General features: G+C 62.4%; 20 protein-coding genes and 1 tRNA gene. 13 read left to right on the top strand and 8 right to left on the bottom strand.

The features are described 5' to 3' along the window. The 7 genes from eno (at window position 1) to DKK74_RS04760 (ending at window position 4,954) form a co-directional block, all read left to right on the top strand. Window positions 1–1,296: a phosphopyruvate hydratase gene (eno, locus tag DKK74_RS04790; protein ID WP_015021986.1), complete on the top strand. Its 1,296-nt coding sequence runs from the start codon at window positions 1–3 to the stop codon at window positions 1,294–1,296. Between the two features lie 95 nt (window positions 1,297–1,391). Continuing rightward, window positions 1,392–1,976, top strand: a complete 585-nt coding sequence (locus DKK74_RS04785; RefSeq protein ID WP_110413043.1) for an FtsB family cell division protein — start codon at window positions 1,392–1,394, stop codon at window positions 1,974–1,976. 79 nt (window positions 1,977–2,055) lie between these two features. After that, the gene (locus DKK74_RS04780) at window positions 2,056–2,748 is read left to right on the top strand and encodes a DUF501 domain-containing protein (protein ID WP_258334459.1); all 693 of its coding nucleotides are present in this window, start codon (window positions 2,056–2,058) and stop codon (window positions 2,746–2,748) included. A gap of 11 nt (window positions 2,749–2,759) precedes the next feature. Then, on the top strand, window positions 2,760–3,761 hold the full coding sequence (locus tag DKK74_RS04775; protein ID WP_181414921.1) for a Ppx/GppA phosphatase family protein: 1,002 nt from the start codon (window positions 2,760–2,762) through the stop codon (window positions 3,759–3,761). A 24-nt stretch (window positions 3,762–3,785) separates the two neighbouring features. Next, a tRNA-Leu gene (locus DKK74_RS04770) sits at window positions 3,786–3,871 on the top strand. Window positions 3,872–3,961: 90 nt separating this feature from the next. Further along, window positions 3,962–4,369 (top strand): FKBP-type peptidyl-prolyl cis-trans isomerase, encoded by a 408-nt coding sequence (locus DKK74_RS04765; protein WP_024627330.1) that lies wholly within the window; start codon window positions 3,962–3,964, stop codon window positions 4,367–4,369. Window positions 4,370–4,474: 105 nt separating this feature from the next. Next, complete coding sequence (locus tag DKK74_RS04760; protein ID WP_024627331.1) at window positions 4,475–4,954, top strand: GreA/GreB family elongation factor; 480 nt, start codon at window positions 4,475–4,477, stop codon at window positions 4,952–4,954. 164 nt (window positions 4,955–5,118) lie between these two features. Here DKK74_RS04760 and trhA read toward each other — a convergent pair whose 3' ends face one another. Continuing rightward, window positions 5,119–6,039, bottom strand: coding sequence for a PAQR family membrane homeostasis protein TrhA (trhA, locus tag DKK74_RS04755; RefSeq protein ID WP_110413041.1), 921 nt, complete (start codon window positions 6,037–6,039; stop codon window positions 5,119–5,121). A 168-nt stretch (window positions 6,040–6,207) separates the two neighbouring features. Here trhA and DKK74_RS04750 point away from each other — a divergent pair, with 168 nt between their 5' ends. Further along, window positions 6,208–7,695, top strand: coding sequence for a sensor histidine kinase (locus DKK74_RS04750; protein ID WP_110413040.1), 1,488 nt, complete (start codon window positions 6,208–6,210; stop codon window positions 7,693–7,695). Window positions 7,696–7,806: 111 nt separating this feature from the next. On the opposite strand, the gene DKK74_RS04745 is transcribed toward DKK74_RS04750, so the two are convergent. The 4 genes from DKK74_RS04745 to DKK74_RS04730 all read right to left on the bottom strand — a co-directional run bounded on the left by DKK74_RS04745 (window position 7,807) and on the right by DKK74_RS04730 (window position 13,037). After that, complete coding sequence (locus tag DKK74_RS04745) at window positions 7,807–8,085, bottom strand: WhiB family transcriptional regulator (protein ID WP_015021978.1); 279 nt, start codon at window positions 8,083–8,085, stop codon at window positions 7,807–7,809. Between the two features lie 77 nt (window positions 8,086–8,162). Continuing rightward, on the bottom strand, window positions 8,163–10,118 hold the full coding sequence (locus DKK74_RS04740) for an FtsK/SpoIIIE domain-containing protein (protein WP_110413039.1): 1,956 nt from the start codon (window positions 10,116–10,118) through the stop codon (window positions 8,163–8,165). Window positions 10,119–10,225: 107 nt separating this feature from the next. After that, window positions 10,226–11,479: an LCP family protein gene (locus DKK74_RS04735; protein ID WP_258334458.1), complete on the bottom strand. Its 1,254-nt coding sequence runs from the start codon at window positions 11,477–11,479 to the stop codon at window positions 10,226–10,228. Between the two features lie 73 nt (window positions 11,480–11,552). Further along, window positions 11,553–13,037 carry an LCP family protein gene (locus DKK74_RS04730; RefSeq protein WP_110413038.1) on the bottom strand — a complete coding sequence of 495 codons (1,485 nt, stop codon included), beginning with the start codon at window positions 13,035–13,037 and terminating at the stop codon, window positions 11,553–11,555. Window positions 13,038–13,342: 305 nt separating this feature from the next. Between DKK74_RS04730 and DKK74_RS04725 the strand changes: the two genes are divergently transcribed. From DKK74_RS04725 to DKK74_RS04715, 3 genes are all read left to right on the top strand, one after another. Further along, a complete protein-coding gene (locus tag DKK74_RS04725) occupies window positions 13,343–13,600 on the top strand; it encodes a WhiB family transcriptional regulator (RefSeq protein ID WP_029678496.1) in 258 nt (85 codons plus the stop codon). Between the two features lie 111 nt (window positions 13,601–13,711). Beyond that, complete coding sequence (locus DKK74_RS04720; RefSeq protein ID WP_181414920.1) at window positions 13,712–16,789, top strand: glycosyltransferase family 2 protein; 3,078 nt, start codon at window positions 13,712–13,714, stop codon at window positions 16,787–16,789. Then, window positions 16,786–18,309: a DUF5719 family protein gene (locus tag DKK74_RS04715; protein WP_110413036.1), complete on the top strand. Its 1,524-nt coding sequence runs from the start codon at window positions 16,786–16,788 to the stop codon at window positions 18,307–18,309. Before DKK74_RS04720 ends, DKK74_RS04715 begins: the two co-directional genes overlap by 4 nt. A 10-nt stretch (window positions 18,310–18,319) precedes the next feature. On the opposite strand, the gene DKK74_RS04710 is transcribed toward DKK74_RS04715, so the two are convergent. Then, window positions 18,320–18,754, bottom strand: coding sequence for a metallopeptidase family protein (locus tag DKK74_RS04710; RefSeq protein ID WP_181414919.1), 435 nt, complete (start codon window positions 18,752–18,754; stop codon window positions 18,320–18,322). A 65-nt stretch (window positions 18,755–18,819) separates the two neighbouring features. Here DKK74_RS04710 and DKK74_RS04705 point away from each other — a divergent pair, with 65 nt between their 5' ends. Both DKK74_RS04705 and DKK74_RS04700 read left to right on the top strand, forming a co-directional pair. Continuing rightward, entirely contained in the window at window positions 18,820–19,659 is an 840-nt protein-coding gene (locus tag DKK74_RS04705) for an HAD-IIB family hydrolase (RefSeq protein ID WP_375537552.1), read from the top strand. 106 nt (window positions 19,660–19,765) lie between these two features. Then, entirely contained in the window at window positions 19,766–20,521 is a 756-nt protein-coding gene (locus DKK74_RS04700; protein ID WP_181414918.1) for a ComF family protein, read from the top strand. Here DKK74_RS04700 and DKK74_RS04695 read toward each other — a convergent pair. Together DKK74_RS04695 and DKK74_RS04690 are read right to left on the bottom strand one after the other, a co-directional pair. Next, window positions 20,518–21,870, bottom strand: a complete 1,353-nt coding sequence (locus tag DKK74_RS04695; RefSeq protein WP_110413033.1) for a Y-family DNA polymerase — start codon at window positions 21,868–21,870, stop codon at window positions 20,518–20,520. The genes DKK74_RS04700 and DKK74_RS04695 overlap by 4 nt on opposite strands. Beyond that, window positions 21,867–22,484, bottom strand: a complete 618-nt coding sequence (locus DKK74_RS04690) for a LexA family protein (protein WP_110413032.1) — start codon at window positions 22,482–22,484, stop codon at window positions 21,867–21,869. Before DKK74_RS04690 ends, DKK74_RS04695 begins: the two co-directional genes overlap by 4 nt. Window positions 22,485–22,529: the final 45 nt, after the last annotated feature.

The raw sequence follows: 22,529 nt of genomic DNA, 5'->3' as shown, positions 1-22,529 counted from the left end.
GTGGCAGCAATTGAAAGCGTGTTCGCGCGCGAAATTCTTGATTCCCGTGGCAACCCGACAGTCGAGGTCGTTCTGCAGACTGAGGACGGCGCCGAGGGGCGTGGTCTGGTTCCTTCCGGTGCTTCCACCGGCGAGGCCGAGGCCTGGGAACGTCGGGATGGCGACAAGAAGCGCTATCAGGGCAAGGGTGTGCTGGACGCCGTCAAGGCGGTCAATGAGACCATCGCTCCCAACGTCATTGGTATGGACGCCACCGATCAGCGTGCCCTGGACGAAACCATGATTGATCTGGACGGTACCCCCAACAAGGGCAAGCTGGGCGCTAATGCCATTCTGGGCGTCTCCCTGGCTGCGCTCTATGCGGCTGCTGAGTCCGCCGAACTGCCTCTCTACCGTTACCTAGGCGGCACCAACGGCCACATCCTGCCCGTGCCCAACATGAACATCATGAACGGCGGCGCCCATGCTGACTTCGCCACTGACATCCAGGAGTACATGATCTCCCCCTACGGCTTCGACTCATACCGGGAGGCCCTGCGCGCCGGCGTCGAGGTCTACCACACCCTCAAGGGCATCCTGAAGAAGGATGGCCATGAGACTGGCCTGGGCGACGAGGGCGGCTTTGCCCCCAAGATGAAGTCCAACGAGGACTCCCTGAAGTACATCGTCGACGCCATTCAGGCTGCCGGCTACGAGCCTGGCAAGCAGATCGGCCTCTGCCTGGACGTGGCCTCTTCGGAGTTCTACAACAAGGACACCGACAAGTACCACTTCGACGGCGAGGACCGCGACGCTGACTACATGCTGGACTATTACCAGGGCCTGGTCGAGAAGTACCCGCTGGTTTCCATTGAGGATCCCTTCGCTGAGGAGGACTGGGGCGCCTGGCAGAAGATCACCGCCGCCATGGGCGACCGCCTGCAGTTCGTGGGCGACGACCTGCTGGTGACCAACCCCAAGAGGCTGCAGAAGGGCATCGACCTGAAGGCCGCCAACTCCCTGCTGGTCAAGCTCAACCAGATCGGCACCGTGACCGAGACCCTGGACGCCATCGAGCTGGCCACCGCCAACGGGTTCACCTCCATGGTTTCCCACCGTTCCGGCGAGACCTCTGACACCACCATCGCCGACCTGGCCGTGGCTAAGAACACCCGCCAGATCAAGACCGGTGCTCCGGCCCGTGGTGAGCGCATCGCCAAGTACAACCGTCTGCTGGAGATCGAGGAGGAGCTGGGCTCCACCGCCGAGTACGCCGGCTACAGCGCCTTCAAGGCCTGCAAGAAATACACCAAGTAAGGCCTTGCTGGCCGGGCTTAAGCCTTTGCAGGTTTTGACCCGGCCGTACAGTCTTTCACCCGTGGCGGTCCGCGTCGGCTGCCACGGGTATTTTTATGGGTATGGCCAAGAACAAACGTGACGGCGGCGACCGGCGGACAAGCAGGCGGTCATCGGGACCCATCACCTTCTTTGTGGCGGTCATCATCGTGGCCCTGGGGCTGATTCAGCTGGTCTCCACCTTCCACGCCTACGCCATTAATCTTTCCGAACTCAACGGCCTGCGCAACCAGCAGGCCCAGCTAGTCGAGCATAAGCGTGACTTGGAGAACCAGATCCGGCGCTGGGACGACAAAGCCTATGTAACTGCCCAGGCCAGGGATCGGCTGGGATTCGTCTTCCCCGACGAGGAGGCCATCCGGGTCTTGCATCCGGAGGCGGTCACGGGCAGCAAGGACAAGGACCAGGCCGGAAGCAAGGGGGTCCGGGCCCCTAGGAAGAACTCCCTGCCCTGGTATCAGGAGATGGCCTACTCCTTTGCCAAGGCCGACCAGGACCCGGCGGCCAATGGGAACAAGGGGAGCACAGGTCAGCAACCAGGCGACGGAGCCAGTCCGAATGGGTCCGCCAGTCCAACTGGTTCCAACAGTCCAGGTGGATCTGATAGTCCCTCTCCATTCAAGGGCGGGGGAACGCAGTGAACTCCGAAGGTTCGGATTTCGCCGCGCCAATGGTTAATGAACTTAGCAGCAGCAAACAATCAGGAAAGATGAGGACAGCGTGATCAAGGCCCAGGAAAGGCCCCAGGCAGCAGTGGAATCTCAAGCCGTAGACAAGGTCCGGGTCGAATCTAAAGCATCCAGCCTGGTTACTGACCGGGACCTGACCATGGTAAGAGATCGAGTCCAGGAGCTTCTGGCGACGCCGGCCACACCGGATCAGATAGCCGCCGTTAACCAGCAACTGGGCCGTTTTGCGCGGGGCATGGTGGCCGTGGGCGCCCGCTGCGTCTGTGGCAACCCTCTGGCTGTGGTTACCCGGCCTCAGCTGGAGGATGGCACACCCTTTCCGACCACCTGCTATTTGACCAGCCCCGAGGCTGTCAAGGCCGTCTCACGGTTGGAGGCCGACGGCATCATGTCCGACTGGAATACCGAGCTTGGTTCGGATCCGGATCTGGCCAGCGCCTATTGTAGGGCCCACGAGCTCTATCTGGCCTTCCGCTCTGCCCTGGCTCAGCGGCTGAGCGACGACGAGAGTCACATAGTCGGAATCTCGGCCGGGGGCATGCCCAAGAGGGTCAAGTGTCTGCATGCTCTGACCGCTCAGTCTCTGGTTATGGGCCCTGGGGTCAATCCACTGGGTGACCGGGTTCTAGGCCTGGTGCGTCCGGTGTTCGATCCGCAGGTCTGCAGGTGCGCCCAGCCCTGGGCCGAGGCATCCATACAAGAGAACCAGCAAGAGAACCAATGAAGGGGGCTTCCATGGATCAGGTAACAGTGGCGGGCGTGGATTGTGGCACCAACTCCATACGTCTGCTGATAGCCCAGGTAGACCGGCAGGGGCTCCATCCAGTGGCTCCCAGGCTGATGCGCGTCATCCGACTGGGGGAGGGCGTGGACCGCAATCATCGCTTCTCCGATCAGGCCTTGGAGCGGGCCTTTGAGGCCTGTCGGCTCTTCGCCCAGCAACTGCAGGAGCACCCGGTGGATGGCCTGCGCTTTGTGGCCACTTCGGCCACCAGGGATGCCGACAACCGGGAAAGTTTCGAAGAGGGGGTGCGCTCCATCCTGGGGGTCACGCCCGAGGTCATCAGCGGTTCCCAGGAGGCTTCGCTGAGTTTTTTGGGAGCGGTCAGTGTGCTGGAGCAGCGGGGCAGCGACGGCATGCCTCCTGCGCCATACCTGGTGGTTGACCTAGGCGGTGGCTCCACCGAGCTGGTCCTGGGCGGGGACGGGAGCGATCTGCCTGTTGACCATGTCAGGGCCTCCTACTCAATGAACATCGGCTCCGTACGGATGACCGAGCGCCATCTGCTGGATGATCCGCCCAGCCAGGTGCAGATCGGCCAGGCGCTTGAGGATGTTGACAGCTGGATCGACCGGGCCTTCGACAAGGTCCCTGTAGCTGGGGTAGGCAGTGTGATCGGAGTCTCCGGCACGGTCACCACCATGAGCGCTCTGGCCCTGGGATGCCAGGTTTACGATCGCCATGCCGTCGATGGTCAGTCCATATATGTCGAAGCGGCTCGCCGGGTTGACGACAAGGTGTTGAACATGAGCCGGCAGGAGCGTCGGGGACTCAAGACCATCCACCCCGGTCGTGTTGATGTGATCGGCGGTGGCGCCCTGATCTGGAGCCGTCTGCTGGAACGTCTGGGCCAGGCCAGTCCGAGTGCGCTGGCTTCGGGAACCTATGTGGCCAGCGAGCACGGCCTCCTGGACGGTCTGGTCATGGACTATGGTCGGACCCTCCTGCGTGAATGATATACTAAGGCGTTATGGGTTATGGCCCCGGTGGCGAAATGGTATACGCATCGGACTTAAAATCCGCCGCCTTCACCGGCTTGTGGGTTCGATTCCCACCCGGGGCACCAAGGCCTCATCGGCTTGGACGGCAGTGTCGCAACTTGTCACCCGACCGACGAACCGATACTCTGGTACGCAAGAAAACCAAAGGAGTTGTTATGAGTGACCAATCCATGCCCGAGGTGAACGCCGAATTCGGCGCTACGCCGACCATAACCTTCCATGGTCCGGCGCCCAGCGGGCTGCGCGCCGTGGAGCTGGTCGAGGGGGACGGGCCAGTCGTCCGCAAGGGCGATACCGTCACCGTCAATTATCATGGTGTCGTTTGGGGTTCGGATCAGGTCTTCGACTCCAGCTTTCAGCGTCATCAGCCGGCCAGCTTCGGCATTGGCGTGGGGCAGGTCATTCGCGGCTGGGACCAGACGGTGCCCGGCCACAACGTGGGGTCCAGATTGGTGGTCTCCATTCCGCCGGAGTACGGATATGGTCGTCAGGGAATGCCCCAGGCAGGCATCGGCGGCGACGATACCCTGGTTTTCGTGATCGACATCATATCGACACGGTAGACAAGGGTCTCCAGGCGCCGGTGAGGGCCGGCGCCTTTTTCATACCCTTGACTTTGCAGTTCAGGTCGGGCCACGAGACAAGTGCATCAAACAAGGAGGAATCACATGGCTGAGGAAAAGACGATTCTGCTGACACAGGCCGCTTACGACAAGCTGAAGGAGGAGCTTGACCACCGTCAGGGCGAGTACCGCGACGAGATTACTGAACGTATCGCGGCGGCTCGGGCCGAGGGCGATCTGAGCGAGAACGGCGGCTACCAGGCTGCCCGCGAGGAGCAGGGCAAGAACGAGGGGCGGATCAACGAGCTGATCGTCAAGCTTCGCAACGCCAAGATCCTCAAGGCCCCCAAGGCGGGCACGGTGGGCAATGGCTCCTTGGTGACCCTGACCATGGCCGGCAACGAAATGGTTTATGTGCTGGGCTCCAGGGACCTGACCGTGGCCACGGATTACGACGTCATCAGCCCCGAGTCGCCCATCGGCGCGGCCCTCATGGGCGCCAAGAAGGGTCAGACCGTGACCTACAAGGCTCCCAATGGTAAGGACATCTCGGTCACCGTCAAGGATGCCCAGCCTCTCAAGTAGCGGGACGACCCCTCATTGTCCCAGTCCGGCCTGAATGAAACCGCTCCTCCCCATGATTGGCGGGGGGCGGCTTCATCTATAGGTGACTGCTCTATGAATGACCACTTGGTTCATAAGGCAGGCCGATGGTCTTTGTTGAAAGGGCGGTTCGACCGGAGAGCCGCTCAGCGTAGGTTGCAGACCACCAGGTAGATGGCCACGATGTGGCAGGCGTAGCCGATGACCGTGCCGCAGTGGAAGATCTCATGGAAGCCGAATACCCGGGGCCAGGGGTCCGGCCGACGCAGACCGTAGACAATCGCCCCTAGGATGTAGGCCAGGCCGCCGGCCATGATCAGCCAGACCACCGGCGGACCGGCCATGGGGGAGTCCCAGAAGAGTTTCAGGAAGCCCACTCCCGAGACTCCGAAGACCACGTAGACCAGGGTGTAGAGCCAGCGGGGAGCATCGATCCAGAAGACGTGGACGATCATGGCCACCAGGCTGGCCCCCCACATGCCCAGGATGATGACCCGCCGCCAGAAGGGGTCCAGTGCAAAGGAAATCGGCGTGTAGGTGCCGGCGATGAGAAGGAAGATGTTGACGTGGTCCAAGCGGCGTAGCACGTCTGTGGTACCTGGGGTCCAGTCGCCCAGATGGTAGAGGGCCGAGTTGCCGAAGAGGGCCAGTGAGGCGACCATGAAGACCGCGCAGGCCAGTTTGAGGCCAGTGCCGTGGGCTAGGCAGATCAGGACGATGCCTGCGGCTAGGGCCAAAGGGGTGGCCACAGCGTGGATCCAGCCGCGCAGTAGTGGCTTGGGGCGGCCGTGGACATCCAGGCGGACCTTGCGCTCGATCTCCATGTCGGGGATGCCCTCGATTCGTGAGGCTTTGATCTCGGCCTTGGCCATGATCCGTGCAGCCTTGGCCTTGGCTTTGGCGCGCACCGCATCGGCCCTGGCCTGCAGATGGGCCTCATGGGCCACCTCTGCGTCCCTGCGCAGGTAGGTCAGCTCCTGGCGGCGCTGCTGGCGACGGCGCTCGAGATCAGGATCGACCTCCTGGTCCTCAGGCGGTCTGCCGTCCTCGCTGGTCCTGGTTGCCATGGCCCTCCCTTGGCCCCTTGACTGGTCCGGGCCTGTAGGGTCCGGTAGCTGGGGCGAAACATCCGTGAACTACCCTACCCCAGACCTGTGTATTGGACGTGCATGTCATCATCGCCTTGGGCATGACCCGCCTGTCTGCTTCCGCGGGCCCTTTGTATGATGGAGGGCATGGCTGATTTTTCCGAGATTCTGGCATCCTGCGACGACTGCAATGAGGAGGACCGCGAGTGGCTCCACCACCTGGTGGCCGACTGGCAGGTCATCGCCGATCTAAGCTTTGCCGACTTGCTGCTTCTGCTGCGCACCGGCGAGGGGGAGTTCACTGTGGCCGAGCAGTGCCGACCCTCTACGGTCATGTCTCTGCGCACCGAAGACGTGGTCGGAGAGCATTTCCCGTCTGATCGCAGCGAGGAGCTGGAGGCGGCCATGCAGTCCAAGGGGGTGCTAAGATCCACCAAGTTGCGGACCATCGGCCGCGCCACGGTCTGCGATGTCTATGCCCCTATCCGTCACCAGGGCAAAACCCTGGGCCTGGTGGTCCGCGAAACCAACATGGCCACGCGCGAGTCCAACGGCCGTTACGAGAGCGAGAGCATCAACGCGGGCAAAGAACTCTTCGAGATGATCACCCGCGGCGAGTTCCCCTACGCGGATTCGGTGCTCAACCAGCGGCACAACGCCAGGGTGGCCGACGGTTTCTTTGTGCTGACGGCAAGTGGCGTAGTGCGTTACGCCTCACCCAACGCCATCAGCTGCTTCCGCCGGCTGGGCTCAGTGGAGACCATGATTGGCCAGTACCTAAGCGAGATCGGCACCTCCCTGCTTAAGGAGAACGATCCCGTTCCCGACTCTCTGCCGTTGGTCTTGTCGGGCAAGGCGGCTGTGGACTCGGAGCTAGATGCCAACGGGTCGGCTGTCTCCATGCGTTCCCTGCCCCTGTATGGCAAGCAAGGCAGGACGGGCGCCATCGTTCTCTGCCGGGACGTGACCGAGCTCCGTCGCCGGGAGAAGGAGCTTCAGACCAAGGATGCCACCATCTCTGAGATTCATCACCGGGTCAAGAACAACCTTCAGGCAGTGTCAGCCCTGCTGCGGCTGCAGGCCAGGCGCACCAAGTCCGACGAGGTCCGCAAGGAGCTAGAGGAGGCCCAGCGCCGCGTCCAGACCATAGCCGTGGTTCACGAGGGCCTCAGCCAAACCGCCGACGAGATTGTGGACTTCGACAAAGTGATTGCCAACCTGCTGAAGATGAGCGTGGACTTGGCTACCACCAGCGACCAGCACATCACCATCTCCTATGTAGGCAAGTTCGGGATGATGCCCGCCCAGGATGCAACACCCCTGTCCCTGGTGCTGACCGAGCTGGTCAACAACGCTGTCGAACACGGTTTTGAGGGCCGTGACGAGGGGCATATCACCATATCGGTAGGCCGGGGCGGCAACAACCTCAATGTGGTGGTCGAGGATGACGGCAACGGCTACAGCACCGAGTCAGATCAGGGACAGGCTCGTTCCACCGGGTCTGGGCTGGGCACGCAGATCATCAACACCTTCGTCACCAACGACTTTGGCGGCACGGTCAAGTGGGAGCCTCGTCGGGATGGTGGCACCCGGGTGGTCATCAACATTAAGCTGCGCGTGGCCCAGGACGTGTGATGTCCTGAACCTTGTAGCTCGGAATCCTGTAGTGAAGGGTGTTCTTCAGAAATAGAGAGGGGCGACGGCATCAAGCCGTCGCCCCTCTCTATTTGACGCAATCGGAAAAAGTCAGGACTGCATCTGCATGGCCTGGGACCTGCGCGCACGCATGGCCCGGCGCTTCAGAGCCCTGCGTTCGTCCTCGCTCAGTCCACCCCAGACGCCGTAATCCTGATTGGTGTCCAGCGCGCACTTCAGACAGGCGTCAATGACCTTGCAGGTCCGGCACACGGCCTTGGCCTCCTCGATCTGCTGATAGGCTGCACCTGTGTTGCCAACGGGGAAGAACAGCTCAGGGTCCTTATCACGGCAAGCAGCCTTGGCGCGCCAATCAAACGCATTACTCATCTACCTAAGCCTCCAAGAAGTTTTTATCGGTGCTTTATCACTACCCTAAGCAAGATAAGCACGATGAGTGACTTTTTTCAAGGGTCCGTTTGTTTTACGGCTAAAGAGAACACCTGTAGCGGAATGGCGAGACCTGCCTCCAGAACCAGACACCGTCCAGGAATGGTGCCGGCTCGGGAGGATAGGGTGGCAAGCTGATCGGCAGGGATGCCAGCTGCCAGATCGGCCCCCCGTTCGCCACAGGGGAACACCAGACGACGGCTGAAACGCTCCAGTCTGCGCAGAGCGCTGGTCGTATCCACAGCCAGGACCACGCTGGTTCCCTCCTGTCCCAGAGCCTCCTGCAGCAGCGGGGCCAGAGGATCCCGACTGAGGGGATCCAGCAGATCCTGGGCATCGTCAAGAATCCAGACCAGCCGACGCTTGCTATTCTGACGACTATGAGGCGGTGCTGGCACTGTACCTGTAAAGTCCCTGCTGCTGTAGCCGTGGCCTGTTCGCCGCGTTATGCGCAGATCGAAGCTTGACTCTGGCCGGGCTTCCGGCTTCATCAGGGGTAGCAGGGAACGAGCCAGCAGGGCCAGCAGGTTGCTCTTGCCACGGCCTCGAGTTCCGATCAGGGCCGTATGACCTTTAAGCGGCAGGCGATAGAGGTGGAGCAGGACCCCGTCGTCGATGCGTCCCAGAGGTATCAGGGGCCATCCTGACTGCCAGAGGATCTGTCCGTAGGCTGGATCGTGTTCAGGCAGGGGAGGCGAGAAGAGCGGTGCAGGCGGTCGGCTGCCGCAGAAGCGACTGGCCTTGATGATCTGGTCTATCAGGGCCTGCGGGTCAGCTGCTGGGCAGGTGCGGAAGGCTTGTGGACCCCGTCCCCGCTCCAGAAAGCCCTGACCTGGACAGGCTGGGTCGATTGCCGTGGCGCAGGAGGAGCCCAGCAGCTCCCTGGACTGCAGGGGGTCCCGCACTCGCAGGCAGATGCCTAGGTTCATATTGGCCCGCATCTGAGCGCTGACCTGTCCCATGGTCTGCTGGGTGCAGGCCACCAGATTCATACCCAGAGACCTGCCCTGGGAGGCCAGCGAGGTCAGCCTGTCCAGATAGTCAGGCAGAAGTTGGCGCAGGGCCTGGAACTCGTCAATAACCACCACCAGTCGTGCCGGTGGGTCAGCCATAAGGGCAGTATTCTCCACTCCTGCTCCGGCAACCAGGCGCTGACGTCGCTCCAACTCCCGCTGAAGACCGTTCAGCGCGCGCACGGCCCGGTCCAGATCCAGATTGGTCACGCAGCCCACGGTGTGAGGCAGTCGTGCCAGCAGACCGAACCCGGCACCGCCCTTGAAGTCCAACAGGACCAGATTGAGGCGGTCCGGCGGCTGACTGGCGGCCAAGGCCAGACACCAGGTCTGCAGGAAGACCGATTTGCCTGATCCGGTGGTGCCTGCTACCAGGGCGTGGGGTCCGTCGCTGGGTAGATCGATGACCAGCGGACTGTGATCAGGACGGATACCGATGACTGCCGGGGCTGTAGAACCTGATGCGGCAAGCCAGGTGTGGACGATGCTCTGCCAAAGCTGGCCATGTGCTCCCGAAGCCCCTGATCCCAAGAGCCGGGACTCCAGCTGAGGGCCTGGGTAGGATGCCAACTGGGTCATCTCCTGGCGGATTTGGTCCTCTGTGGTCGTCGATGGGAATGCACGACCCGATGCTGTGTTGTATTCCACTTGCGCTCGGGCCGGTGAAGCGGACGGTGGCTGACGATGCGCTCGCAGCAGGCTTAAAAGCACCATGGCCAGAGTGCCCGTCAGGCTGGGCAGCAAGAAGAGAAGCAGCATCCAACGGCCCTGGGCGACCACGTACCAGATCATGCCCGCCTGTGCCAGAACCGGAGCCGTCTGTGCAACAAGGGTCAGAAAGACCTGTGTTCTGCCCTTGTTGGCAGGGTGCGGATGGTCATTCTCAGTCTCGTTCAAGGTCTCTGGGCCGACCTTCACCCCTGCGGGGGGTGCAGCTGTGAGTGAAGGGGCTTTGGTCATGCTTTCAGCATGAAAGATCCTGCTGCTGATTGCAAAGGCGAATCTGGCATGTGGTCGAATATGGATGGGTCTGAAAGGACTCGAGAAACACCTGTCGGATGTTGCTGTCAGATGCCGCCTACGGTGCCGGGAGCGTGACTGCCCTGGACCAGCTGTTCAAACAGGTCAGTGTTGCGGGCCTGGTCTAGCAGCACGGTGGAACCGACGCGCCAGTTTGGGTAGTAGTTGGGGTTTGTCCAATACAGGCTTCCGGTGATGCCCTTTCCACCACTGGCGCTGCGGAAGGCCAAAAGCATGCGCACCAGGTCTATGGCGTTGGTTCGCTCATCCACGATCAAGGAATCCAAGCCAGCCGAAAGGACCTTGCCAGCTGCGGGGGGATTGAGCAAGATCGAAGGTTGCAGGACCTTGGAGGTGATGGCCGAAATGGTCTGACGCTGCCGCTCTGCCCGCCCGAAGTCACCCTTGGGGTCCGAGTAACGCATGCGAGTGAAAGCCAAGGCCATGCCGCCATCGGCCTGATGGCAGCCCTTGGACCAGACCATGCCGGATTGTGGGTCATTAACGTCCGCGTCATAGCAGAGGTTAATGCCACCTATGGCATCGACTACCTTGCTGAGACCCCCGAAGCGGATCAGAGCAACATGGTCGACCTTATGGCCTGTGATGTCCTCTATCTGGCTGGTCAGGGAGGGGTAGCCCGATGTGTATGCCACGGCGTTGATCTTCATGTATTTCCCATCCTGTTTGACCAGAGAGTCGCGGGGGACGGAAATCAGGGAAGCAGCTCCTTGCTTGGGCTTGGTCAGCACCAGAATGGTGTCGGTCCGGAAACCGGTGATGCTGGTGTCCTGGCCGGCTCCCGGGGAGCCGTCACGCTGGTCTGACCCCAGCAGCAGCCAGGTGGTGGCCCCTGAACCTGGGGCGTCCGTCAGCATTTGCTCATGAGTGAGCTTGGCATTGATCCAGAACCATCCGCAGCCCGCCAGTACGACCAGGGCAAGCAGGATGACCAGGAGCAGTATGGCTACGAACCTGCGCACTGGATGCCTGCGGGTTAGGGCAGCACCGGACAGCATGCCACGATTGCTTCGGTTGCTGCCATTGCCCCAGCCATTCCCGCTGGGAGCAGCCTGGGCCACTGGCCTGCGTGTGGTCCGTGAGGAGCCGCTGGTGCGTCTGGCTGTTCGGGTCGTGCTGGTCCCTGAGGAGGGCGAGAAAGTAGGAAGCTCCTGCTGCCTGCCGCTGCGTCTAGCCGGGGATGCAGGAGCGCTAGGGGCGGCTTCAGGACGACGATGCCTGGAGGGCATGAAGCTGGGTGGCTCCTGTTCCTGTCCGCCTTGGTCTGTTCCAGTCTGCATGCCTTCGACCTCCATAGCTTTGACCGACTAGGCAAGCAATAGCATGCCTGAACGACCCAAGTGGGTCTATCGGCTATCTCTGCGCCGGAACCGCACAGACTGTGGCGAACAGGTAGCGATCGGCCATGCCAATGTATTGCCCGGTGTTCGCATCCTTGATGGTCCCGTCGTTCGGATCCACGATTCCACCTGTGCTTGGATCGATCAGAGTCTTGTCGGGCATGGTGATCAGTCCCGTGCGTGGATCCGGCTCAGGCAGAGCGCTGGCGGAGGCAGATGGAGTCTGGGTGGCGGCCCCACTTACAGAGCTCTTGCTAGGGGTTTGAGTATTGTCCCGCGCACTTTGGGTGTCTTGGGGCTTCTGCTCGTTGTTCGCTTGAGTGTCTGACGAAGATGTGTCTGATGATGAGGTGCGCGACGAAGATGCTGACTCGGCTTCCTCATTGGCCTGAGTTAGTGGCTTGCCCTGACGCAGCAGGTGCCAGATGGTTTCGGCCTGCTCGGTCCATACCACCCGGTTTCTGTCTTGGGACCATTCCTCGACAGGTATGGTCCGGGCGTAGATGTGCGCGGTGTCTATATGCTTGAGCGAGTTGCCCAGGCCTAGCAATGTCTGGAAGCTGCCCAGGCCTTCGCTCAGCTGTAGGGTCGACATGGATGTGGTGGCAAGGCGGTAGGCCTTGGGCAGGTCGGAATAAATATCAACGGTCTTTGCCTCGTTAACCAGGCTCTTGATCAGGTACTGCTGGCGGGTGGTGCGCATGATGTCCGATCCGTCGGCGCCGGTCCCATGTCGCATGCGGGCGTACTCAGTGGCCTGGGTCCCGTCCAGGTGGTGCAGCCCGCGCTTCAGATTGATGCCGGTGTAGCCGTCCCAGGTGTCCTTAGGGATGCACACATCAACCCCGCCCAGGGCGTCGATGATGGATTTGAATCCATTGAAGTCGGCCACCACGAACTGCTGGATGTCAAGGCCGGTCAGGGACCGTACCGCAGCCAGGGAGCAGCTGGCGGCTGAGTTCGCGTCGCCTCCTTGGTTGTAGCCCTCAGCGAAAATGGAGTTGAACATTACGTGGCGTCGGGCTGGGATGGTCTTGCCATTGCTGGTGACGCAGGCCGGCGCATTCACGATGGAGTCCCTGGGGATGGAGACCACGTTCACATAGGAGCGGTTGGCGGCGATCTGGACCACCATGGCCGTGTCAGACTGGTGGTTCTCCTCCAGACCATCCCCGCTGCCGCCCACTTCGGAATTGCCCTTGCCGTCGCGTGTGTCCTGGCCCAGCACCAGAACATTTAGGGTTTTGCCCTTGTAGATGTCTTCCGGGGCCTTGTGCGCTTGGGTCAGGTTGATGGGTTCGAGCACGTGCATATGCCCGTTGATGTCGGTCCAGAAGGCTGCCACCGTTGAGGCAAGGAAGCAAAGAACGAAGGTGAGGGCCAGACAGATGCCCGTACGCAGGGAGTGGCTGCTGCGGAACCCGTCGCTGTGCTGGGGCTTGCCGTTCCTGCCCGCCTTGATGTTGGGCAGACCCATCTTTCTGGTTGGGGACGTCAATGGTTATGCCTTCCTCATCGGCTGTCGCTGTAGGGGTCATTCCGGCGGGAAGAACCGGGATGGCGGTGACGCGTGCTTGAACCAGTCACAGTATAGTCTGACCCCCATCCGCAGCTCCTCTTCGGGCGATACGGCCTCCTCGACGTGTTGCTCAGTTGCGCTTGCAGTCATTTAGGGGTTGACAGAAGACCTCCGTAGCGGCTGTAATAAAAGTGTGTAAACACACTAGGGACTGGGGGGTCGCTATGAGTGGTTTTATAGACACTCGATACAGCAGTACAACTAAAAACAGGCTGACGCCGCTAATGCAATGGTTCGAAGTCAACATCGGACCATCCTGGCGAAGCGAGGCGCTCTGTGCACAGACCGACCCGGAAGCATTCTTCCCAGGCAAGGGAGGCTCCACTCAGGAGGCTAAACGGGTTTGCGCCGACTGCACGGTCCGGAAGCAATGCTTGGACTGGGCGGTCGAACACGACGAGCGCTTTGGCATCTGGGGCGGCATGAGTGAACGGGAGCGCCGCCGTTACAAGAAGAGGATGCGCGCGCAGCGTCAGGTCTGAATCGCCGCAAGTGCCCGAGCGAGGCTCCGGTGACCTGGATTGCGTAGACTGGAACGCATGAGTTTCGTCGCGCCTCAAGTCCAGGATGTTCGGCAGGTCCTCTCTGCAGTCATGAACGAATGTTCACCTGCCGCCAGTCCTCATGTTGAGGATGCTGTGGCGGCGGTGATCACGGTCGAGCATGACCTGACCTATCTACCAGACACCCTTCGTGCCCTCTTGCGACAGAGCCTCTTGCCCAGGATCCTAGTTATTGCGGACTGCTCGGGGGCCACTGTGGAGCCTCTCTATGCGCAGTTCCCGGTAGACGGGTCAGCGCGGGTGGAAGTGCAGGTGGTTCGCGCCCGAGGCGCTTCCTCCTTCGGCGATGCCGTGGGCAAGGCGCTTGGCTATGCCCGTCTGCCTGGTCGGATTCGCGCTCTTTGGCTTCTGCACGACGACTGCCGTCCGATGGATAAGCATTGCCTGGACAAGCTGGTGGACACCTGGCACAGTAATCCCACTGCTTCCCTGTTGGGTGCCAAGCAGTATGACTGGCAGGGCGAGGGACTACGGGATGTGGGTCGGTATGCCTATCATCACCGAACGGTGAGCCTGGTAGTGGACAGCGAGCCCGACCAGGAGCAGTATGACGCACGCCAGGATGTCTTTGCGGTGAGTCTGGCTGGTGCCCTGGTGCCCATGCAGACCATGAAGGACCTGGGTGGACCAGGCGCATGGGCGAGCACTTTTGGCCAAGCCGACGACCTTTGCCGCCGCATATGCCTGTCAGGGGGACGTGTGGTAGTGGTGCCCAGCGTCCGGATGGCCCATGCCAGTGCTCGGATGAACGGATTGCGCGACCGAAATGGACGGCCGGTGCAGCCCGACCGTCCCTTGGATGCCTCCATGGGCCCCATACTGGCTCGCGAGCGCTACCTGCTGACCGATTTTGCCCTGCCTTGGTGGTTGCTGGTCTGGCTCTGGCGGGTCCTGGCGGCGCTCTGGTTCATGGCCGTTGACCTTATCGGCAAGCGGCCCTACAGGGCCCTCTGCCGTCTGTGCGCGCCCTGGCGGATCCTCGCCCGTCCTGCAGCCTTGCTGACCATGCGTCGCCGTCTGACTTCCGCCTGTCATGGCGGTCCCCGTCGATTGGACGTTCTTCAGGCCAACGGTCAGCAGATCCGGCAGTGGCGTCAGCGCAGGCAGGCCTTCCACGACCAACAGGAGCATCCCATGCTCAGCCACCTGGCCCTGGCTCATCTGCGCCAGCAGTTCCTGCGTCGCCTGGCCTGGGCTTCAGGGATGACCATAGCGGTCTTAGTGGCCTTGGTGGCCACCCACTGGCCCTTGTGCCGTTCCATCTTCTCGGGAGGGGCTATTCATGCGCCCTTCCTGCCCTCGTCAGGAGCCGACTGGTCCCAATTGCTGGCGGCAGCCACCACCTCTTGGTCATGGGCGGGGGGCGTAGGACAGCCCGCCGTTCCTGCTCCATTCCTTCTGGTCCTTCTGCCCTTCGCTCTGCTGACCGGCGGTCATGTGGCCCAGGCCATGGCCCTGATGCTCCTAACGGAGATGGGACTGGCCGCTCTGTCTTTTTGGGCTCTGGCCGGCGTGGTCACCAGGTCCAATCCCATCCGCGTCCTGCTGGGGCTGCTCTGGGCTTGCCTGGCATTCGCCCTGGGCATTGTAGATGGTCTGCAGCTGCCCATGCTGACGGTCATGGCCTTCATGCCTGCCGCCTTTGCCTTCGTTTTCAAGGCCGTGGGGCTGTATCAGACCGAGGCTCCCGTGCACCCCAAGGCTTCGGTGCAGCAGGCGGCTCTGGCCTCCGTCTGCTTCCTGCCGGTCCTGGCAGCCGAACCCCAGCTCATGCTGGCTATAATTCCACTCTTCATCATGGCGATCTGCCTGGTGCCAGCCCATCGGATCATGCTGCTGCTGATGCCCCTTCCTTCGGTGCTGTCCTTGATGCCCACCCTGGTTAACTCCCTGCATCATGCCAATCAGGGGCTTTGGAAGCAGATTTTCGCAGACCTGATGGTTCCTTCGGCAGACCTGACCGGCAAGCCCAGGACCGGGAGCTTGGGGGAACTGCTGGCCCGACTGCTGGGCATGGATGTTTCGGCCCTGTGGCCTGTCAGGTGGAGACCTGAACTCTGGCGTCCGGCCACGCTGGCCTGTTGCCTGCTGGCGGTAGCCCTGCTGGCCTTTGTTGCTCTGGTTGTGCCTCGGGTGCTCAGGGCGGCCAGGATTCTTTGGATCACGGTCTTGCTGGGTCTGATCCTGGCGCTGGTCTCGCAGGCAGTCTGCACGGGCCTGGACCAGACCGGTCCGGTGGCCGGTTCGGTCCTGCCCGGCATGATGATGGCCTTCATGGGACTGCTGACTTGTCTGGGTCTACTGGCTGGCAGGGCCGTCCGTCCCTTCTCACCTCTTGCTCCCGGGCATGATGATGGCGAGGCTGATCGCCCGCCTCTGCCTCCTGCGCAGTCCTCCTCAACCTCCACAGTTGCGGTTGATGGCGACGGACGGGTTTTGAGGCTCTTGTTGGGCTTGGTTCTAGCCCTGGTCACTGTTGGAGTGGCAGTGGTCGGTCTGGCGGCGCCTGTCGGCGGCCCTCTGTCAGCGGATGGCCGTCAGCTTCCGGCTGTGGCGGTGGACTACCTGGATAAGGATCCATCCCATCGGGTGCTGGTGCTGACCTCGCCCTCCCATGGCCGCGTGGCCTACACCGGTCTGCACACCACACGAGGAGAGCTGATCGATGCCTCGCCTGCCTTGCGTGCCCAGCGGGTGAACGGCAGGAAGATGGCCGGCGAGGATGTCCTCTCGCATGCGGCGGCGGCCCTAATGGCCAATGCCGACTCCAAGGCCGTAGCCGCAGTGACCGACCTGGGTTTCGGTGGAATCTATGTGCCTGTCGACCGTTCAGGAGCAGCGGGCTTGGGGTCTACACCCAACGACGACCTGGTGTCCAACATCACCGCCAGCGATGGCGCTCAGCAGGTGGTGGCCAACGTCCAGGGAGCCTATTTCCGTTTGAGCTCGCAGTCCGGCAAGGATGTGGGTGTTGACATGACCGGAGTCAGTCAAGCAGAAGCCAGCACTTGGAGGAGGGTCTGGCTGTGGACCCTGGGCCTGGTCCTGCTGGGATACTGCCTGGTGGCTCTGCCGCGTCCGGGCTACTTTGGAGGGGAGCAGCTATGAGTGCACGAAGCAAGGGATCCCTGGTGGCCGCTCTGGTTACGGCGCCCCTAGTGGCGGTCCTGATTGTCACTCTGCTGATCTGGGCGCCTCCGGCCTCACTGGCTGATGGTGCCCAAGGGGCGGCAGTCGTTTCCAACCGGGTCAGCCAGCGGGAGGTGGCGGCCTACTGCCCGGCTCGCATGGCGGTAGCGGACGAGGATAAGGTCGGCGATGACCAGTTTAAGGCATCGGAGGGTGATCTGAGCTCCCGTGTCACGGCCGCCGCCTTCGGATCCATTGGTAGTTCCAGCCTGACCCCAATGGGAGGTGGGCGACGCACCATGGTGACTGATCCCGATCTCTTGGACGGGCAGAAGGTCATGGCCGCTTCGCTCGACCCTGGCGCTTCGGCCACTGCCTTCGATTCCCGGATGCTCAAATCCCAGCCCGGTACGGGGGCTGCCGCCGGCATGGTCTCATGGGCCACCAAGGGGGATCTTAGAGGGATTCAGGCGCTGGCCTGCCCCCGGGCCGTCATGAATGCGGACTTCCTGCTGCCCGCCACCAGCAGGGGGACTACCCAGCGGCTAGTGGCCTACAATCCGTCATCCAAAGCCACGGTAATCAGTCTTGAGGTCCAGGGTTCGCACTCCTCTGGCCACTTGTCTCTGGAGACCGGCAAGACCATGACCGTGGCGCCTGGCGGCCATGCCGCATACGACCTGTCCGCTGCGGCCCCTGGCCAGCAGGCTATTTACGTCCGGGCTCGCAGCTCCCAGGCCCCGGTGGCTATGTCGGTCTCCGTTAATGTCATGTCTGGGCTTGATCCACGCGGATCGGATCAGGTGGCCGCCTTGCGGGCTCCCGGCCGTGATCTGGTCATTGCCGGCCTGCGAGGTGCAGACCAGGCCACTCTGCTTCTACAGGGCTCCCATGCCACGGCGGTAGACCTGTCCTGGGTGGATAAAGGCGGTCAGCAATCCTTGCGGCGGGTGGATCTGCAAGGCTCTCAGGCCACGGCGGTGAACCTGGGTGGTGTGCCTGATGGCAAGCTGGCCCTGCAGGTGCATGCCGACCGGCCTGTCCGCGCTGTCCTGCAGGTGACCGGCCAGAGCAGCCAGGACCAGTCGCAGTCCGATCTGGCTCTGATTCCTGCGGGAATTGCTGCCGCCTCTTCGGCCCTTACCATATCCCAGCCCGCCCAGGCTGCGCTGACCCTGGTCAACCCATCGGCGGATCCGATTAAGGCCGAACTGGTTGGATTCGACGAGAAGGGCAACAAGCTGGGGGAGCGCTCGCTGACTATTGAGGCAGGTCAAGCCAATGAGCTTTCGACTCACGATTTGGGCGACCATGTGGCCGCCGTGCGGCTGAATGAGGACTCTGGGCATGGCTCTTCCCGACTGGTTTGGAACGCTCGCTTGAGCGTTGACGCAGTCAACCAGGCTGGCCTGGCTGGTCTGGCGGTCATGGCTCCTGACGGGCTCATGCCCACCACCACTGTGATCCGCTCCGGCCCCGACTCCACCGTCCTGCCCTGAGATCCGGATTTCAGCGTCCCCACATGGGGTCGATTTCCTCGGGGTCGCGCCCGTAGAGGTCAGCCAGCTGCAGGACAAGCTCGTCACGGATGATCAGCTCCAGCTCCGTGCGGTCCCGGGTCTTGCTCTGGATGGGCATCCGGTAGAGAACGATCCTGGCGGGGATGCCGCGGCCCGCCGGAAAACTGCGTGAGAAGAAGTCCGACCTGTCCTCCCAGGGGGTGGGGTCGGAGGGTGGCACATCCTCGACCGCGAATTGGACGGGCTTGACCAGTTGTGGCCAGCCGGCGCCCAGCCGGCGAATCTGGGCTGCGGTCAGATCGTCGAAGATCCCGCATCTGGTGCGATAGCGGGGCAAGCGGGTGCCGAAGGTGGGCCGACGAACCCCCCGGCCATGACTGTCCCGGTAGACGCTGCGGGACCAAGGCGGCTGATCGTTGATCATGACACTCACCATAGCCTCCGACTTGGAGGCATTTTTCGATTCAGGGTGTCTTGTAGCATGGAGCGATGATCGACAAGCGGATGGGAGCAATCATGGCGGAGGATGGTGCGGTGAACGTGGCCTGGTGGGGCAGCCAAGACTTAAGGTTCATTTGCGCACGGGCACGGGTGCTGGCCTTCGATCTGGACAACACCCTGGCGCTGTCCAAGACCCGCATGGACCGGACCATGGCCATCCATTTCGCCACCCTGACCCAGCTCCGGCCCGTGGCCATCGTCTCGGGCGGGCGGTTCAGCCAGTTCCGCGACCAAGTGCTGGACGTCCTGCCCGACGATACCCGTTTCGACCAGCTGCATCTGATGCCCACCAGCGGCACCCGCTACTATCGCTGGCAGGACGGAAGCTGGAATTGCGTCTACGCCCACGACCTGAGCGCCCAGGACCGGCAGGCCGCTGAGGCCAGCCTTGAGCGCAGGGCCAAGCAGCTGGGCGACTGGGAGGAGGAGGTCTGGGGTCCTCGCATTGAGGATCGCGGCAGCCAGATAACCTTCTCCGCCCTGGGCCAGCAGGCCCCCGTCCAATCCAAGGAGGCCTGGGATCCGGACAACAGCCGCAAGGATGCTCTGGCCCGGGCCGTGGCTGCCGACCTGCCCCACCTGCAGGTGCGATCCGGCGGCTCCACCAGCGTGGACATCTCAGCCAAGGGCATTGACAAGGCCTATGCCATGACCTCCTTGGCTAAGATACTGGGCGTGGATGTCGGCCAGATCGCCTTCGTGGGAGACCGGATGGATCCAGACGGCAACGATTATCCAGCTGCTCTGGCCGGGGCCATGGCTCTGCGTGTGCATAATCCGGCCGATGCCCTGGACCTGATCCGGGCTCTGGAGGCAGATCTGGCCTGAACCTACTGAACCTGTCCGCAGACAATCCTGTGGACGGATGGTCTGTTCATGCACATGGCTCTGTCTTGCTTTCCTATCCTCAATGTTTGAGGGTTGGCTAGGCGTTATGCGCAACCTTTCATCGGCATCCGGCCGGTTCCGACAGGCCGCTTGTGCTGTCGCCTCAGCCTTGGCAAGCTCGGCCCTAGACCTGCTGGCTCCTCGAGCCTGCGCCGGCTGTGGCCGCCCTGATCTTCTGCTATGCCCCACTTGCAGATCTCTGCTCTTCCGGCCCCTATCGGTGCCTGCGCCCGCCTATGCTATAGACCTGGCCCTGGCCTGTGCTCCATATCGAGGATCTGTCAGGCGGATCATTCTAGCCTGGAAGGACCACGACAACCGGCCCTTGGACGTACCTTTGGGCCAGGTCATGGCCGATCTTGCTCCGGTCCTGGCTAGACTGATCGATCCTCTGCTTCGGTCCAAGCCTGCGAAGGCGATCCTGGTGGTTCCCGCTCCATCCTCGTCCACCTCCCTACGCAGGCGGGGGAGGGTTCATCTGCAGCCGATCCTTCTGTCTCTGGTCCAGTCCCTGCAGCAGCAGGGTCTGACTGTCCGTGTGGAACCGGCGCTGATCATGAACTCCGTTAGAACCAAGTCCGTCCAGGCGGGCGGCCGTCGGAACCGTTCACGTCGGCTGGCGGGCCGGATCGCAGTTGCAGATCCCTCACGCCTGGCCGACCATCCTGTCCTGGTGGTGGATGACATCATCACCACAGGATCCACCATCCGCCAGTGTGCTCGTGCCCTGGAGACTGCAGGCGCCCTGCCGTTGGCTGCCTTGGCTCTGGCGGCCGTTCCTCCAGGCCATGAGGATCTCTAGCGGGCCTGGGCCACGGCCATCTCGTCCCAGCGGGTGGTGGCCCGAGGGGAGAGCATGCCCCGGTTCATGGCCCAGTCGGCCCCCGTATCCTCGTCGCTCCGGCCCTGGCCGCGGATGCCTCCGTAGCCTACGCCCACCCGGAAGGGACCGAAACGACGGGTGGCATCCTCCAGGACATTTCCCAGACCATGGGTGTCCCGGGCTGCGTCCAGACCTTCCAAGGTGTGGAAATGGTCAGCATTGGTCAGGTCCAGCAGAACCACCCCGGCCCGGATCCAGCGGGCGTGCGGATCTACTCGGCCCTTGAGTGCCCGGCTGGCTGCGCCGGCGATGACCAGGGGGTCGTCGCTGGGATCCTCCAGGACGACAGTCCGGCCGGCTGTGCAGAACTGCTGGGGCGCATAGGGGCTGGTGGAGCAGAAGACCCGCACTTTGCCACAGAGGCCGTGCTGCCGACGCAGACGGCGACAGGCCTTCTGGGCATAGATGCTCAACGCCTGGGCCAGGGTGGCGTAGCCCTCGATGGGGTGGGAGAACATGCGCGAGCACAGAATCTGATCGGTGCGCACGCCCCTGGCGGCATCCGTTTCGGGCTCGATGCAGGGCTGTTCCCTCAATTCCAGGACGGTGCGCTGCAGCATGACGGAGAACCGGTGCCGGATTAGGGAGGGATCAGCGTCGCGCAGATCCAGGGCAGTGGTGATGCCCATGCCCATAAGTCTGCCGGTCAGCCGTCGGCCCACCCCCCAGACCTGGTCAACGGGCACTGATGCCAGAGCCTGGTCGCCATACTGGGACTCCACCTGGCTCCAGAGGGTGATCCCCTCGGTCGAGGGATGGTCCTTGGCCCAGTGGTTGGCTACCTTGGCTAGGGTCTTGGTAGGTGCCACACCCACGCTAACGGGAATGCCGGTGGATCGCAGGACTGCGGCACGCAGCTCCCGGCAGATCTTGACAGTGCATTTGTCGTTCCAGATGCTGTCCATGAAGCACTCGTCGATGGAGTAGACTTCCTGGTTGGGCAGAAATTGGGCCATGATGGCCATCATGCGCCTGGAGAGGCTGGCGTAGAGCTCATAGTTGGAGCTGCGGGCCACCACCCCGTCCTGCAAAGCCCGTTCACGAATGGTAAACCAGGGTGTGCCGTTGGTGATGCCCAGGGCCTTGGCCGGACGGTTGCGGGCCACTACGCAGCCGTCGTTGTTGGACAGCACGACCACCGGACGGTCAGCCAGGGAAGGATCGAAGACGGCCTCGCAAGAGGCAAAGAAAGAATTGGCATCAGCCAGGACTATCCGGCTTGTCAGAGCGGTTCCGGATGCAGGATCGGCCGGTCTCTGCGCGCTCATGCCGACCCCCAGCCCGTAGAAGGGTAGGTGGGTTTCCGGTCTTGGCTTCCTGTGCGCCTGCATCCTTGCTGGGTGTGTCCGGGATAGGTGACCTGAGGTAGGGGAGAACTGCTCCGGGATTCGCCTTTGGTGTCTACCCGCTGCCAGTGGTAGTTGCCGATGACTACCCCCCAGATGACCAGTTCCTCGCCCTCCTGGGGCATGAAGTCGGGGTAGGCAGGGTTCTCGGCCCGCAGCATGGTCCGTCCCTTGCGCCTGGCCAGCCGCTTGACCAGCAGCTCGTCGTCCAGGATGGCGATGACGATGTCCCCCTCACGCGGCTCCAGGGAACGGTCGACCACCAGCAGGTCCCCATCGAAGATGCCGGCACCGGTCATAGAATCGCCGGCCACGTGGATGATGAAAGTAGCGTCGGGGTGGACAATGACGTTCTGGTCGAAGCTGAAGTCACCGCTGAAGTAGTCCTGGGCCACTGAGGGGAAGCCGGCGTGGACGGCCTCCAGGGCCTGGGGGACGGGGCTAGGGTGCCCTCGAAAGAGGCTCAGGGCATCGACCCGGCACTCTGGCAGGGAAGCAGGGGCCGCATCTGGCGACCCATGGATGGTAGCGACCATGGCACACCTCGAACTCGATGACATTCGAACAAATGTTCGATTTCA

Source organism: Bifidobacterium asteroides, assembly GCF_003202755.1.
Classification (GTDB): Bacteria; Actinomycetota; Actinomycetes; order Actinomycetales; family Bifidobacteriaceae; genus Bombiscardovia; species Bombiscardovia asteroides_F.
Note: the sequence above shows the minus strand (reverse complement) of the source record. Positions and strands in the feature narration are given on the sequence as shown.

Excerpts from the sequence above, each read along its gene's own strand:
- DKK74_RS04785 (WP_110413043.1), top strand. The coding sequence starts at position 1,392 with ATGGGTATGGCCAAGAACAAACGTGACGGCGGCGACCGGCGGACAAGC.
- DKK74_RS04775 (WP_181414921.1), top strand. The coding sequence starts at position 2,760 with ATGGATCAGGTAACAGTGGCGGGCGTGGATTGTGGCACCAACTCCATA.
- DKK74_RS04765 (WP_024627330.1), top strand. The coding sequence starts at position 3,962 with ATGAGTGACCAATCCATGCCCGAGGTGAACGCCGAATTCGGCGCTACG.
- DKK74_RS04760 (WP_024627331.1), top strand. The coding sequence starts at position 4,475 with ATGGCTGAGGAAAAGACGATTCTGCTGACACAGGCCGCTTACGACAAG.
- trhA (WP_110413041.1), bottom strand. The coding sequence starts at position 6,039 with ATGGCAACCAGGACCAGCGAGGACGGCAGACCGCCTGAGGACCAGGAG.
- DKK74_RS04750 (WP_110413040.1), top strand. The coding sequence starts at position 6,208 with ATGGCTGATTTTTCCGAGATTCTGGCATCCTGCGACGACTGCAATGAG.
- DKK74_RS04745 (WP_015021978.1), bottom strand. The coding sequence starts at position 8,085 with ATGAGTAATGCGTTTGATTGGCGCGCCAAGGCTGCTTGCCGTGATAAG.
- DKK74_RS04740 (WP_110413039.1), bottom strand. The coding sequence starts at position 10,118 with ATGACCAAAGCCCCTTCACTCACAGCTGCACCCCCCGCAGGGGTGAAG.
- DKK74_RS04735 (WP_258334458.1), bottom strand. The coding sequence starts at position 11,479 with ATGCAGACTGGAACAGACCAAGGCGGACAGGAACAGGAGCCACCCAGC.
- DKK74_RS04725 (WP_029678496.1), top strand. The coding sequence starts at position 13,343 with ATGCAATGGTTCGAAGTCAACATCGGACCATCCTGGCGAAGCGAGGCG.
- DKK74_RS04720 (WP_181414920.1), top strand. The coding sequence starts at position 13,712 with ATGAACGAATGTTCACCTGCCGCCAGTCCTCATGTTGAGGATGCTGTG.
- DKK74_RS04715 (WP_110413036.1), top strand. The coding sequence starts at position 16,786 with ATGAGTGCACGAAGCAAGGGATCCCTGGTGGCCGCTCTGGTTACGGCG.
- DKK74_RS04710 (WP_181414919.1), bottom strand. The coding sequence starts at position 18,754 with ATGATCAACGATCAGCCGCCTTGGTCCCGCAGCGTCTACCGGGACAGT.
- DKK74_RS04705 (WP_375537552.1), top strand. The coding sequence starts at position 18,820 with ATGATCGACAAGCGGATGGGAGCAATCATGGCGGAGGATGGTGCGGTG.
- DKK74_RS04700 (WP_181414918.1), top strand. The coding sequence starts at position 19,766 with ATGCGCAACCTTTCATCGGCATCCGGCCGGTTCCGACAGGCCGCTTGT.
- DKK74_RS04695 (WP_110413033.1), bottom strand. The coding sequence starts at position 21,870 with ATGAGCGCGCAGAGACCGGCCGATCCTGCATCCGGAACCGCTCTGACA.
- DKK74_RS04690 (WP_110413032.1), bottom strand. The coding sequence starts at position 22,484 with ATGGTCGCTACCATCCATGGGTCGCCAGATGCGGCCCCTGCTTCCCTG.